Origin of the sequence: Paenibacillus sp. MER 180 (genome assembly GCF_023713665.1) — a bacterium.
GTDB classification, from domain to species: Bacteria; Bacillota; Bacilli; order Paenibacillales; family Paenibacillaceae; genus Paenibacillus_B; species Paenibacillus_B suaedae.
The window spans coordinates 1-13,793 of the sequence record NZ_JAMAVT010000016.1 but is presented as its reverse complement, the minus strand read 5'-3'; the positions used below and the strand labels follow the sequence as shown (position 1 = coordinate 13,793).

The window sequence follows — 13,793 nt, the reverse complement described above, 5'->3', positions numbered from 1 at the left end:
TTCTTATCCGAAGCCCTTGCAAACCACTTTAATAATGAGGCGTCTCCGTCATTCGTAAGGAATAGGGGACACCTTCATTTTGATAAAGATGGAAATATTATATACATAAAATGCCGGATTTGATATGTGTAACTCTCCAAAGATCATGGTAAAAATGTTCAATCGTCGCATTATACTGATCCTTATGCTATAATAACAGTTTGAAACCAATAATAGGCAAAGGACGGGAATGCCATGATTAGTACAACCGGCGTTACGCTCCGCTACGGGAAACGAGCGCTTTTCGAGGACGTGAACATTAAGTTTACACCAGGGAACTGCTACGGCTTGATTGGCGCGAACGGTGCGGGCAAATCGACATTTCTTAAAATATTGTCTGGTGAAGTTGAACAGACAAATGGTCAAGTAAACATTACTCCTGGAGACCGTCTATCGGTCTTGAAGCAGGATCATTATGCATATGAAGAATTCAAGGTTCTCGATACAGTCATTATGGGTCATGAGCGCTTGTATTCCATTATGAAAGAGAAGGATGCCCTCTATGCGAAGGCAGACTTCACGGAAGAAGACGGCATGCGCGCAGGCGAGCTGGAAGGCGAATTCGCTGAGCTCGACGGCTGGGAAGCTGAATCGAGCGCAGGCGAGATGCTTATCGGTCTTGGAATCACTAGAGATCTTCATGACAAGCTGATGTCTGAGCTTGACGGCAACCAGAAGGTACGCGTATTGCTTGCACAAGCATTGTTCGGCAGACCGAACATCTTGCTGCTCGATGAGCCTACCAACCACTTGGATCTCGAATCGATCAACTGGCTCGAGAGCTTCCTGATGGATTATGAAGGCACAGTTATCGTCGTATCTCACGATCGTCACTTCCTGAACAAGGTATGTACGCACATTGCAGATATCGACTTCGGTAAAATTCAGCTGTACTCAGGTAACTATGATTTCTGGTACCAGTCCAGCCAATTGGCGCAGACGATGATGCGCGATCAGAACAAGAAGAAGGAAGAGAAGATCAAGGAACTTCAAGCCTTCATTCAGCGCTTCAGCGCGAATGCGTCCAAGTCGAAGCAGGCGACTTCACGAAAGAAGATGCTCGATAAGATTACGCTCGACGACATTCGTCCATCGAACCGTAAATATCCGTTCATCAACTTCAAGCCTGAGCGTGAAGCTGGCAAGCAATTGCTGACGATCGAAGGCTTGACGAAGACAGTGGAAGGCGAAAAAGTATTCGAGAACCTTCACCTCGTTGTGAACAAAGGCGACAAGATCGCACTCGTTGGTCCAAACGGATTGGCGAAGACAACGTTGATGCAAGTTTTGATGGGTGAGATTGAGCCTGATGCAGGAACATTCAGCTGGGGCGTTACGACGACACAAGCTTACTTCCCGAAAGACAACTCCGCATACTTCGATGGGGTTGAGGATACCTTGGTTGACTGGCTGCGCCAATACTCCAAGGATCAAGACGAGACATTCCTTCGCGGCTTCTTGGGCCGCATGCTCTTCTCTGGGGAAGAAGCATTGAAGAAGGCAAGCGTATTGTCCGGGGGCGAGAAGGTTCGCTGCATGCTCTCCAAGATGATGATGAGCGGCGCGAACGTGCTGTTGCTTGATGAACCGACGAACCACTTGGATCTCGAATCCATTACAGCGCTCAACAACGGCTTGACTGACTTCGACGGCACAATGCTGTTCACGTCCCATGACCATCAGTTCATTGAGACGATTGCGAACCGCATTATCGAGATTACGCCGAATGGCATCATCGATCGTGTATGCACGTACGATGAATATCTTGAGAATGAAGAAGTGAAAGAGCTGCGCAAGAAGCTGTATCCAGAAGAAAGCAAATAACATCTGATAGAACAAGAGGTTTGAGCGGCCAAATGGCTGTTCAAACCTCTTTTTGTATGCTTATAAACTGTCCCTTGATTAGTTTTCGCTTTAGTGGTACATTGCCTCTTTCATGAAAGCAAGATCGAGCAAGGAGCGTTGGTTCGTTCCTGAATCCGATCCTTTCTATGGATGTGCACGAAATCAGGCTTGAAGTTGCCAAAATGTGCAGCACTCGTTTTCCTCGCTTTATCTCCGTTTCCTCCCCCCAAAAAGTATTGTTGTACCTGTGCAATAGATCAGACATCCCCTGATGATTTGCATCTTTAGAAATATTGACATCTATTTTTTCCATTTCTATCAAATCAGATAGTATTCTTGCCGTTATAATATATTAGGAAAATATATCTAAATAAGGTGGGTTGTTCCGCTTATTCTGATGCTAAGCCTGGGACTTCAGAAAGAACTTGGAGTAAAGGGATAGGAGGTAGGCCTCGTGCAGCATTTGGATGAAAAAATTTTGGCGATGATGACGGAGCTGGAGGAAGAACAACAGGAACGTCACGGCGAGATGAGGGAAGAGGATGGGGGAGAAGGAGACGGAAGAGGTGGGAACGTTAAGCGAGAGTCTATCGATCTCAATCATCCTCTAATAAGCGTCAACGGACAAGTGATTCCGCTAACGGATCGGATATTACTGGAAGGAAGGCTTCACGTAAGGATGCCGAAAACTTGGCGTCTCATGACTCAGCAGGAGACTGCGTTCAAATATCCTTCGGTATATCGTCCATCCCTAATTTATACGAACAATGAAGGTACCGTGAACTTAACGATCAACCTCACAGAAGATCCGCTTGAAGAAGAGGGGCTTGCTGTTTATACGGAGACGATGGCTCGCATGATTCGCTCGGTACAGCCTATCCGTTCCTGGATCGATGAAGGCATGATGGATTCTGATGAAGGGGAGCACGCAGGGTACTGTGAATTCACCGCTTCCGTATTAGACGGGACGCTGTACTATTACATGATGTTCAAGGAGCTGGAAGGAAGCGCGCTGCTCGTTTCTTTCTCATGTAGTGCAATGGACATGCGGAACTGGAAGCCAGTGGCCCATGCGATGATGCGGACGTTACAAACCCTCGGCAGTGAGAAAGGGGAGAAGTAAAGTGAGCCTCACTTATGAGAATTTGAACATTCATCCATACCAATTAGTCCACCTAAAGGAACTGACCCTGACGAAGCAGCTCAACGAGCATGCACGGCTGCGCTTCACGGGGATTGTATCTGAGGAAAAGAGCAAGCTTTATGTGGATATGACCGATGCGGACACCTCTATTGAATTGAATCAAATGGATGCGGACGGTGGGAGCAAGCCCCTGTTCCGTGGAATCGCACTTTCTATCGAAATCCAAGTCGTGCAGGGCGTTCACTATTTGGAAGTGGAGGCGATATCCCATACCTACGTCATGGATGTGAAGACGAAGACGAGGTCTTTCCAGAATGTAAAGATGACGATTCCTCAGCTTCTTGAACATATAGGCAAGGAATACCCGGGACTTGACGTGATGGATGAAGCAACTGCCGGGGCTAAGCTGCAGCGAATGGCTTTGCAGTATGAGGAGACGGATTGGGCGTTTTTACGGAGAATGGCCTCTCGATACCATACCAGTCTAGTTCCGGCAGCTCAATTCCATGAACCCAAGTTCTATTTCGGTATTCCTGATGGTTCAAGAGTGATTCGGTTGGAGCAAATGAATTATACCGTTAGCAAGCGAATGGCGCCGTTCAGATATTTCGTAGAAAATGAAGCCGCACCTGTCGGTGAAAACGACTTTATTACCTATGACATCGAAACGGATGAAGTATTCGACTTAGGCAGTCATATTCAATTTCAAGGCAAAAGTCTCTTTGTGCGCGAAGCGCAGACGACGATGCAAGGCGGCATGCTGAAGCATCGGTATGTGCTCTGCTCTTACAAAGGATTGCGGCAGAAGGAGTATAGCCATGAGCGCTTGATCGGCGCATCCATTCGCGGAAAAGTGATTGATGTGGCAGGGGACAAAGTAAAAGTCCACTTTGAATGTGATCATGAGCAAAAGAAGGACGAAGCGCGCTGGTTCCGATATTCGACCGCTTATTCGGCGGAAGACAGCACCGGATGGTACGTCATGCCGGAGATAGGCGATCCAGTAGCCGTTTATTTCCCTGGAAAGAAGGAAGAGGAGGGCATCGCTGGCGGTGCGGTACGCCATAATACCGAACCGAGCGGACGCAATAAGCTAAGCAATCCCGATGTGAAAATATTCCGTACGCCATCCGGCAAAGAAATCAAGCTTGCTCCGGATGAAATCGTCATTACCGGGAAGGATGGCGCCATTTATATTCAACTGAACGATGATGAGGGCATTCACATTGCCAGCAGCAAAGGAGTCAGCATCACTGCGGATGGGGATATCTCCATGAATGCCGGACGCAAGATGGTGTTGTCTGCAGGCAGTGAAATGAATATGAGCTGCAAGGGCAGCCAGCTTCATTTGGGACGTCAGGCGCGCTTAACGGGCAGCAAAGTGAAGTCGAACTAAGCATGCGGAAGAGGAGGTTGTCATGAACAGCGAAGCAGCGTTAGCCCATTTCATTCAGGAAGCAGTACCTCGCGAGAGGAGCGAGATGCTCGCTGCAATCGGACAAGAATGGGATGAAGCCAAGAAAGAATGGGTGCAAGAATTTGTCGACGGCTTCCGGCAATGGTGCAAGGTCATTCGTGAACAGCAGCTCTCCGGGAAAAAAGGAAGCCTTGGATTCATCACCTACTCTATGCTGAGAACGGACATTGCGCAGGGACGAGCTCGCTATCTCGTACAAGCGTCCGACAGCTCGTGGCTGTTCGACGCCGAACCGGTTGAAGGCTACTATGACGGCTTGTGGGCTTATCGCTACTTGGATTTGCTGGCAGACAGATTGAAGCTGGCCAGCCGCGAATATAAGGGGGCCGTTCATTCCGCACATCTGGAGCGCATTCGTCTGCGCGAGGCCGTTCACATACACCGCGTCGTGGTCAGCCTGATTCGGCTGGCTATGCTGGAAGCTTCCCAATCGCCGGAGTTCCAAGCTGTGGAGAAGGCAGAAGTATTCGAGGTTCGGGTAGGAGAATATTTGGATCATAGCGAGTGCGTGTTCCGGCTGGACTTGCGCAAGCGCGCTGCAGAGGAAGTGCGGTCATGGCTGCGGGAGGGAAATGAAGAGGATTACGCATATGAAGCTTTTCACGCTATGGATTTGTCGGAGGGAGATTGGGCGGGGATTGATCTTCGGTACAGCGCATTTCGAGACTGCTGCTTGTCGAACAGCCGTTTTCTTGATGGCGTTCTGATCGGCACGCTGTGGCAGGAATGCCGGTTGGATGGCGCCAACTTTGCCTATAGTCTTATTAACGGTGCGAACTATAGCGGGTGCTCCATGCCGTTGGCGGTGTTCCGGGGCGTCCAGGGCAAGCGGGGCGTGCTGCCATTCGACGGATTTCCACCTATTTTTGAAGGAGTTCAATTCGCTAAGGCCAACTTGACCGGTGCTGATTTTACCCGAGCCAACCTCCCTGGCGCAGTGTTCACTGGAGCCACGCTGAAGAATGCCGTCTTCCGCGGAGCAAATCTCAAGGGGGCGCGCTTCGATAAGGCGGATTTGACGGGAGCTGATTTTCAAGACGCGGATGTAACGGAGATCAACTGGAATGATGCGCATTGGGATGATGAGGATCACCGCCTGCTATCGCAGGAAATGGAGGGACGGCCATGAATCGGTTATTCAGACTTGCTGCGGATGAACGGATTGCGAATCGGGCAGAGCCGAATATGATGACGCATGGAACCGTGCGCCGACTAGAGGAAGAAGCCGGCGTGGAAGAGCAGCCGCTCGTCTTCCCGATACGGGAACGGAATGCCGTCGAATATGTCGATTATATGGATCGGCCCATGCCCTTGTTATCGGATCGCGTTAAGCGGTTGATAGAGCTGTACATGCCTGAATTGCGTTGGCGTCCTATTATTTTGACTGATATGAAAAGGGAACGGCAGGAAGTCTATTGGATGACGTCGCTGCCTCGCCTATGCTGCCTCTCGCCTGATAGCGAATTCCACAAGGATGGGGGCTTGAAGCGGCTTGTGCTGGAAGGAAAGTACAACTATCGGCCACTGTTCCAGGTAGATGGAATTCGCGAGAGAGTATGGATCGCCAATCTGGCGCTTGCCGAGAGTTTGCTTCGGCGGGATGTGTACGGGGTTCATTTTATAGAGATTGAATTGGATCAAAAGCTCGGGCATGAATTCGATTCATAGAAAGGGGGTTGAAGCGTGTGCAGGAGCAACAGGATATCCGCGTTCAGCCGGGAAAAGGGCGCAAAGGCAGCTATGTCGTAGCGGGCGCTATTCTAAGCTGCAGCTTCGGCACTCAGCCGACCCGGATCACAATGCCGGAATGCCACGGTACATACGTGAAGGGCAAGGCTCAGATGAACGTTGGGGATTTCGTGCCGGGCGTGAATATATCTTCTTTTGGCAATTGTTCTTGTCCGATGAATCCGGCCGTTCAGAGCAGTAATTTGGTCGACATTTATGGAGTGAAGAAAGCTCCGTGCGTTCCGGTTATGACCATGCCTTGGTTGAATGGAAAAAACGATGTGCTTGTGGAGGGGAGACCCGCTTTGCTAAGCGATTGTACGCATCAATGCCTTTATGGCGGTGTCATTCGCATCGAGGATGACGGACAGGAACTGGATTGATGGAGAATACGCTCATAGACGATAGACCAATGCATTGCCGTATCCAGTAATCAAATCATGCAAGGAGGGGAGAAGTTGGAGAAAAGCATGCAAAGCGTTGAACATGTGGCTGGCTACGGTCATATCCGTGTGGTATGGGCGCATGATATACAGCGAATCCTTGAGCTGCGAATCGAGAAGCGAGTGAATGAACATGCCTGGCTGGATATGCGCGCCCTGCTGGCGGAGGAGCGTGGCGATCAGGATATCGAGGCGTATGATTATGGCAAGTCCGTAAAGGTAGAACAGCTGGGAGATGACGGTTCCGTAGTCCGAACGTTGTTCTGTGGTCAGGTGATGACTCGATCCATACATGCGGAGCGCAGTGTATATTTCTTGACTTTAGAAGCGATTTCCTGGAGCTACGAGCTGGATATTCGGCCCAAAACCCGTTCATTCCAGCCGGAGAATACGACTTATGAGGACGTACTGGAACGAGTACTGAAAGACTATGCGCGTTCGGATTCAATCGATACTGCAAGCGAGGGTAGCACGCTGGAATCTTTTACCCTACAATATGAGGAGACGGACTGGTCGTTCTTGAAGCGCATGGCCTCACGGCTTGGCACGGTGTTAGTGCCGGAAATCACCGCAGAATCTCCGAAGCTGTTCTTCGGCTTGCCAGCAGGAAAGCATTGGAGACTGGATGAACAAGAGCCGTACCGGGTTCGGAAGAGCTTTCATTCTTCGCTGGAGCGTGGAGCGCAGAAGATTCCATTCGGGAATGGATCCGGTTCGTCGTCCGCAACCGTGTATTCGCTAGAGAGTGGAAGATGCTTCGTTCTGGGTGATCGTGTCAGCCTGCCAAGCGGCCTGAAGACGGTCGTAACCGAAATCGTAAGCGAAATGAAGAGCGGGCTTCTATTGCACACTTATCAACTCTGTGCCGAGGAAGATGTCATCTATCCGCACACAGAGAATTGGCAGGCGACAGGCGCCGTGCTCAGCGGAATTGTGATCGACGTGCAGCGGGATCGGGTAAGGCTTCGCTTGGATGTGGATGGCGAAGATGCTGTTTCGGACGGCTGCTGGTTCCCATATGCAACAAGCTATGCAGCCGAGGGAGACAGCGGCCTGTATTGGATGCCGGAGCCGGGAGATCGAGCGCAGTTATATTTGCCTTCGGCACATGAGGCAGAAGCCGTAGTACGGGGCTCACTGCGTCAGCATGCTGACGTTGATAAACCCGATGAGAAAGTTTGGAGCAGCAAGCGCGGCAAGCGGATCAGCATGGGAAATGTAGAACTGAAGCTGGAAGCGGACGGCGGCTTGAATATCCGTTTGAATGAAGGCAACGGCGTACATATTCATAGCACGAATAGTCTTGCAATAAGCGGCCGGGACATTATGGTCAAGGCAGGCCAGCAAGTAAGCATGAAAGCAGGGCATTCGCTCTATTTGCGCGGAGGCGAGAGCAGTCTTATTTTGGACGGCGAGTCGGATATTCGCTCAGATCTTCTGCATCAGGAAGGCACTGCGAGGTCGCCGGTGCATGTGACCCCGCTTACACCAGTGCCGGAGCCGCCGCTGATGATGGTGGAAGCCTATGAGGCTGGACAGGTTGCGAATACGGCGTCAGCTGAATCGCAAGGCGTTACCGGGGCTCAAATCGGGTTGCTGGCAGGTGCGGCGCTCAGTCTGCTGGGCATGATTCCGGTAGCGGGAGTGGTTGGCTCGCTAGTAGGCTCGGCACTAAGTGTTCTCGGCATGATGTCCTCTTCCAGCGGATTCCGAATCGGGTTGCCTTCAGGCGGAGGCGGGGGGACGGCAACAGGCCCGCTCAGTGAAGAAGAAATGATTCAGCTGGAAATGCAAAGGGAGTTTGCGATACTGCTTGGCAAAGTTTTCACCGATGCGAGAGGCTGGAGAAACCCGGAGACCAAAGAATCATTAGTACGATTCTTGCTGACTCTCAACAAAGGGATGGAGATGGCGGCGAGCAAGATCCCGCAAGATGTCCGAGTAGCAAATCGTAATTTATCGAAGGCGCTGGATTTCTACAGTTCCATCGATAGATGGGATTTGCCTAATCGTTTTCGAGTTCAAGATATTGATCCCGTCTTATTTGACCATCAAATAATTGATATAAAACAATATAATGCATGGGAAGATCAGCATTTAACACCACAGCAGAAAAATGATATTGCAAAGCTCATATATGAAAGATTCAAGGATGACACAGATATAGCGACTCAGAACTACTTCTTTGTCGTGGAGCGTACCAGTGAAGGGGTTGATGCACTAGCTGGTGCTATTGGCGCTAGAGCTGCCCGTAGTCGTAATCCACAACCGCCAATCAAGCCGCAAGGAATATCGAAAGGAAGCAATATTAAGGGAATTAAGGTAAACTGGGGTCAAGCGAAGACGTTTATCAATGATAGATTTGAAGCTTTACAAAAGTCTGTTGGACAATTGCCTAAGAATAAGCTGGCGTACGATGGACCAAATGTGAACTATAAACCGTCTACGCAGAAACCTCTTGAGCCGACGAAGAATCAGATTGAGGTTCGGAAGTATTATCCGGGGAGTAAGCCGGAGAATTCAGAATCGGGATCTACGTCGGGAAATAATAAGAATTCAAGCGGTAAGGGTACGGGGAATAATGGTAATGTAAAATTAAACAAAAACGGATTGACTCCAGAGCAGGAGAAGCATTATAGACAAAAAATAGATGAAGCTAAAGCACGTGGAGATCAGAAGGCAGCGGATGATGCAAGATATGAACGACACTGTGAGGAAAAGAAAAATAGAGGTGAAAAACCTTTAGATCGTAAAGATTGGGATACTATCAATGAGCGTCTAAGAAAGAATAGGGAACGTGGAAGAGAAGAGGAAATAAAAGGTAGGAAGGCTTTGGAAGAACATCTTGATCGTAAATTAGAAGACAATAACGCCGACGAGGTCGTTACGTATACATCTAGTGAAGGTCATGTTACACGCCCAGACAGTATAAGTCGTAATAATAAGGGTGAAATTGATTTAGTTCATGACCACAAACACAAAGCAGGTGAAGACCAAATTGTGCATAACGACAGTCAAATTAGAGCCGAAAGAGAAATGCTTCAAGACAAAAACGGTCGACATTTTGTAACAATATCAAGTGACCAACCTGATTTAAATGCTATTCCTCCTAAGCCAAGACCGAGCGGACCTTTAGGAGACAAGAGTGATGTTTACTATACCGATCCGAAGAGCGGAAAAGTGACTCACAAATGGGAACCTAATCCACGTTTACCTGGTGGAGGTAGATGGAAAAAGCTATGAACATTATTATATAATTTTATTTTGTAGCAGTAAGGAGGATATGCAATGAAGCCTGATTTGTTTTCAATTACAATGTATCCTACGATATCTTTAAACAAAGAAGAGATACTAGGTCATATTTTGGATGTGTTTGAGTCAAACGAAAAATTTGCTCCTTCCCATTGGGGAAACAGTGAAATGGTAAGGGTCGAGTATAATCGTAATGAAATTCTTGAAAAAGTAACTTCAGAGCGTAGGATATCTGAAATTTATCTTCACCGTGATAAAACTGTAAAATACACGGGGAGCTTTGAAGTCAACTGGAGCCCACGTTCATTTTTGAAGTTTGATTTTCATAAATCTATGCCCCCAAAAATGTGGTCAGCTTTTTTTGAGTTATCTGATCGGATTGCAGAAATTGTAAAACCATGTTATGGAGTAGCACATATTTTTTGGCCGTCATCATATCCTTGGAATACTGAGCGTGAACGTCTGCATATGTGGATGGATATATGTTCTTATCCTGTGCCGGTTAGATATCTTCCAAATGGCCCTTTGGGGATAGGGGCGAGAACATACTTTAGCGGTCATGTTTTGGAGATGTTTGGCGAAGAATTTCTGTTAAATAGTCCAGGAGTTGTATCAGAACTTAACTGGGGTGGTATTTGTATCGATATTATGAATAGACCATTAGAAACTGATAATGACACGTTACTTGACAGTTGGGTGAATGTAATGAAATATTTGGAATCAGCTCAAGTGATGGCTATACCAAGTTTTGATGAGGATCGGATGGGTGTATCGTTCTGCCCTAATGCCGCTTGGATGGACTTTTTAAAAGATGAATAAGTATGCTAGGTGGTGATATAAATAATGGATGAGAATAGTAATAAAAGAACAAGAGTTATAGAAATATTAAATAGTTCTAAATACAATGATGAGGTTATCGATGGATTGGATATGAGTGATATGGATCTCACTTTTTTAGACCTGTCAAAGGTTATGGCAGATGGTATCATTGCAAAACGAGTCATGTTAAGAGCGTCTTCGTTACTTGGAGCGTCGTTTCTAGATTGTGATTTTGAATCAGCTGACTTTAGAAGCTGCAATTTAGAGGGGATAGACATTGCAGACTGTGTACTTAGTAGCGCAAACTTCCAAAAAGCAAATATGAAATATGCAAAAATGAATATAAGTATGTGCTTAGAAACTTGTTTTGACGAAGTTGATTTTACCCACGGAGAACTGATTGGATCAACTTTAATTAATGCTACCTTTCGTAATGCAAATTTATCTGGGATCAATGCTAAACAAGCAAGTTGCTCTAATGCTAATTTAAGTAGTGCTAATATCACAGATGGTAATTTTGAAGGGACAGATTTTAGAAATGCTAATTTATCTAAAGTAGATGCTAGAAATGCTAACTTTGCAAGTGTAGACTTAACAGGAGCTATCCTTTGTAATGGAATTTTTACAGGTGTTGATTTTACTGGCGCCAAACTTGACAATGTAGTTTGGAAGGGAGTCAATGTGGACGGGGCTAAATTTGACAAAAGTGTTAAGGAACAGGTATTAAAGATGATCTAGTGATCTGCTTGAAGTTTGATGTGAAAAAGATGAACGCACTAGATAAGATACTTATAAGGCTTATTCCAGCAGATGGAATGGGCTTTTTTTGTGTAAATGTTACCAAACCCGTAGAGAAGATAGGATATTTCTTGGCAAAGTATTCACCGATACGAGAGGCTGACTCTCAACAAAGGGATGGAGATGGCGGCGAGCAAGATCCCGCAAGATGTCCGGGAAGCGAATAGCAATTTATCGAAGGCGCTGGATTTCTACAGTTCCATCGATAGATGGGATTTGCCTAATCGTTTTCGAGTTCAAGATATTGATCCCGTCTTATTTGACCATCAAATAATTGATATAAAACAATATAATGCATGGGAAGATCAGCATTTAACGCCAGAGCAAAAAAATGAAATCGCGAAGCTCATATATGAAAGATTCAAGGATGACACAGATATAGCGACTCAGAACTACTTCTTTGTCGTGGAGCGTACCAGTGAAGGGGTTGATGCACTAGCTGGTGCTATTGGCGCTAGAGCTGCCCGTAGTCGTAATCCACAACCGCCAATCAAGCCGCAAGGAATATCGAAAGGAAGCAATATTAAGGGAATTAAGGTAAACTGGGGTCAAGCGAAGACGTTTATCAATGATAGATTTGAAGCTTTACAAAAGTCTGTTGGACAATTGCCTAAGAATAAGCTGGCGTACGATGGACCAAATGTGAGCTATAAATCGTCTACGTAGAAGCCTCTAGAACCGACGAAGAATCAGATTGAGGTGCGGAAATACTATTCGGGCACCGAACCGGAGAATTCAGCGTCGGGATCCGCGTCGGGCAGAAGCAAGAAGGCAAGTGATGAGGGGACTCGAAAAGCTGATGACTTTGCTACGGAGCCCTTTTTACCTGACGAGTACTATAAAAATAACTATGCTCCAATGCAAGGAACCCCAGGAGATAGAATTGATTTTAGTCGTTTAGGTTCGAGTGGACAAGTAGAAAAGTCTAGAGTCATTTATGATCATGCAGGAAAGCAAAAGTATAGGGTGGATTATAGTGATCATGGTAATGCAAAACATCATCCCAATCCACCGCACTTGCATGAGTACATTTATCAAGATGCAGGGAAAAACATCAAAGAAAAAATTGTGTATATGCGAGATTCTTCGACGGGGAGAATGAGGAAAAGTCAAGTGGATCGTAAGACAAATGAAATAATTTTTATTGATTAAGGAGCGATAAAATCAGTGTATATCAAAAATATTGAGATGATAACTAATACACTTAACGATTCGTGGGTATATGAGCGAATTGTAAAAATAGAATACAATGTTGAAGATGATTTTGAGGGTAATTATATCGGGACACTGGATCTTATTTTTCATGTTACCCTATTAAAGACAAAGGAGCCATTCAAAATAATGATTAGATATCATGATGTTGAAGATTTAACGATACGAAAAGCAACAACTTTCCCTCTGTCAGGTGACTTAATAGTTCATGATATGAAGGAACAGGGTTTGGTAAGTAACCAGCGCTACCATGTACATGATGATAGTGGGTATGGTGAAAATGATGGATTTCAATTTATTGATTTTCATTGTAATTCAATTGAAGTGATTTCGGTAGAAGAGTTTTATATGTAATATAAAGCGAATTGTCATGTATTTGATTTTTGATTGGCTTTAGGCCTTTTGAAGTATGTGACAAATTATATTAAAAATCACTTGAAAGTCAATAACAGTATCGTACAATCCGCTCAATATACTAGACACTAAATAACTTGACAACTTGATACACTTTAAAAAGCTTACTCTATCAATATTAGTGGAAGTAAGCTTTTTCCATGTCAAGAAACATTAGTAGAAGGATGATGTATAGTGAGCAAGATCACGTAAGATAGAAATTTATCGAAGGTACTGGATTTCTATAGTTCCATCGATAGATGGGATTTGCCTAATCATTTTCGAGTTCAAGATATTGATCCCGTCTTATTCGACCATCAAATAATTGATATAAAACAATATAATGCATGGGAAGATCAGCATTTCACACCACAGCAGAAAAATGATATTGCAAAGCTCATATATGAAAGATTCAAAGATGACACAGATCTAGCGACTCAGAACTACTTCTTTGTCGTGGAGCATACGAGTGAAGGGGTTGACGCATTAGCTGGTGCTATTGGCGCTAGAGCTGCCTGTTTATTGCATACTAAAAGTGCCTAAAATTGCAGCGTAAAAATGCTCAAGCTGAATGCAAAAAGGCACTTGTCAGCCCCTTAAAATCCTCCTATCGTTAGGTTTGCTGAGAACTTAACAAAGGAGA

At 46.0% G+C, this 13,793-nt stretch carries 13 protein-coding genes; all 13 read left to right on the top strand.

The window, feature by feature from the left end; genetic code table 11:
* The first annotated feature begins 234 nt into the window (after positions 1–234).
* The 13 genes from M3661_RS22535 (at position 235) to M3661_RS22470 (ending at position 13,693) form a co-directional block, all read left to right on the top strand.
* Entirely contained in the window at positions 235–1,863 is a 1,629-nt protein-coding gene (locus M3661_RS22535) for an ABC-F family ATP-binding cassette domain-containing protein (protein ID WP_251488778.1), read from the top strand.
* Positions 1,864–2,338: 475 nt separating this feature from the next.
* Positions 2,339–3,007 carry a hypothetical protein gene (locus M3661_RS22530; protein ID WP_251488776.1) on the top strand — a complete coding sequence of 223 codons (669 nt, stop codon included), beginning with the start codon at positions 2,339–2,341 and terminating at the stop codon, positions 3,005–3,007.
* 1 nt (position 3,008) lies between these two features.
* Positions 3,009–4,424 (top strand): phage baseplate assembly protein V, encoded by a 1,416-nt coding sequence (locus tag M3661_RS22525; protein WP_251488772.1) that lies wholly within the window; start codon positions 3,009–3,011, stop codon positions 4,422–4,424.
* Between the two features lie 22 nt (positions 4,425–4,446).
* Positions 4,447–5,634, top strand: coding sequence for a pentapeptide repeat-containing protein (locus tag M3661_RS22520; RefSeq protein ID WP_065294229.1), 1,188 nt, complete (start codon positions 4,447–4,449; stop codon positions 5,632–5,634).
* Entirely contained in the window at positions 5,631–6,173 is a 543-nt protein-coding gene (locus M3661_RS22515) for a serine protease (RefSeq protein ID WP_251488769.1), read from the top strand. Before M3661_RS22520 ends, M3661_RS22515 begins: the two co-directional genes overlap by 4 nt.
* A gap of 17 nt (positions 6,174–6,190) precedes the next feature.
* Complete coding sequence (locus M3661_RS22510; protein WP_251488766.1) at positions 6,191–6,616, top strand: DUF4280 domain-containing protein; 426 nt, start codon at positions 6,191–6,193, stop codon at positions 6,614–6,616.
* A 75-nt stretch (positions 6,617–6,691) separates the two neighbouring features.
* Positions 6,692–9,919 carry a contractile injection system protein, VgrG/Pvc8 family gene (locus M3661_RS30845; RefSeq protein ID WP_397376543.1) on the top strand — a complete coding sequence of 1,076 codons (3,228 nt, stop codon included), beginning with the start codon at positions 6,692–6,694 and terminating at the stop codon, positions 9,917–9,919.
* 45 nt (positions 9,920–9,964) lie between these two features.
* Positions 9,965–10,747 carry a hypothetical protein gene (locus M3661_RS22495; RefSeq protein ID WP_065294420.1) on the top strand — a complete coding sequence of 261 codons (783 nt, stop codon included), beginning with the start codon at positions 9,965–9,967 and terminating at the stop codon, positions 10,745–10,747.
* A 24-nt stretch (positions 10,748–10,771) separates the two neighbouring features.
* Positions 10,772–11,485 (top strand): pentapeptide repeat-containing protein, encoded by a 714-nt coding sequence (locus M3661_RS22490; protein ID WP_065294421.1) that lies wholly within the window; start codon positions 10,772–10,774, stop codon positions 11,483–11,485.
* Between the two features lie 183 nt (positions 11,486–11,668).
* Complete coding sequence (locus M3661_RS22485) at positions 11,669–12,211, top strand: hypothetical protein (RefSeq protein WP_251488763.1); 543 nt, start codon at positions 11,669–11,671, stop codon at positions 12,209–12,211.
* Positions 12,212–12,244: 33 nt separating this feature from the next.
* Positions 12,245–12,697: a hypothetical protein gene (locus M3661_RS22480; protein ID WP_065294472.1), complete on the top strand. Its 453-nt coding sequence runs from the start codon at positions 12,245–12,247 to the stop codon at positions 12,695–12,697.
* Positions 12,698–12,712: 15 nt separating this feature from the next.
* On the top strand, positions 12,713–13,111 hold the full coding sequence (locus M3661_RS22475; RefSeq protein WP_021254723.1) for a hypothetical protein: 399 nt from the start codon (positions 12,713–12,715) through the stop codon (positions 13,109–13,111).
* A 306-nt stretch (positions 13,112–13,417) separates the two neighbouring features.
* The gene (locus M3661_RS22470) at positions 13,418–13,693 is read left to right on the top strand and encodes a hypothetical protein (RefSeq protein ID WP_251488760.1); all 276 of its coding nucleotides are present in this window, start codon (positions 13,418–13,420) and stop codon (positions 13,691–13,693) included.
* The last annotated feature ends 100 nt before the right edge of the window (positions 13,694–13,793 follow it).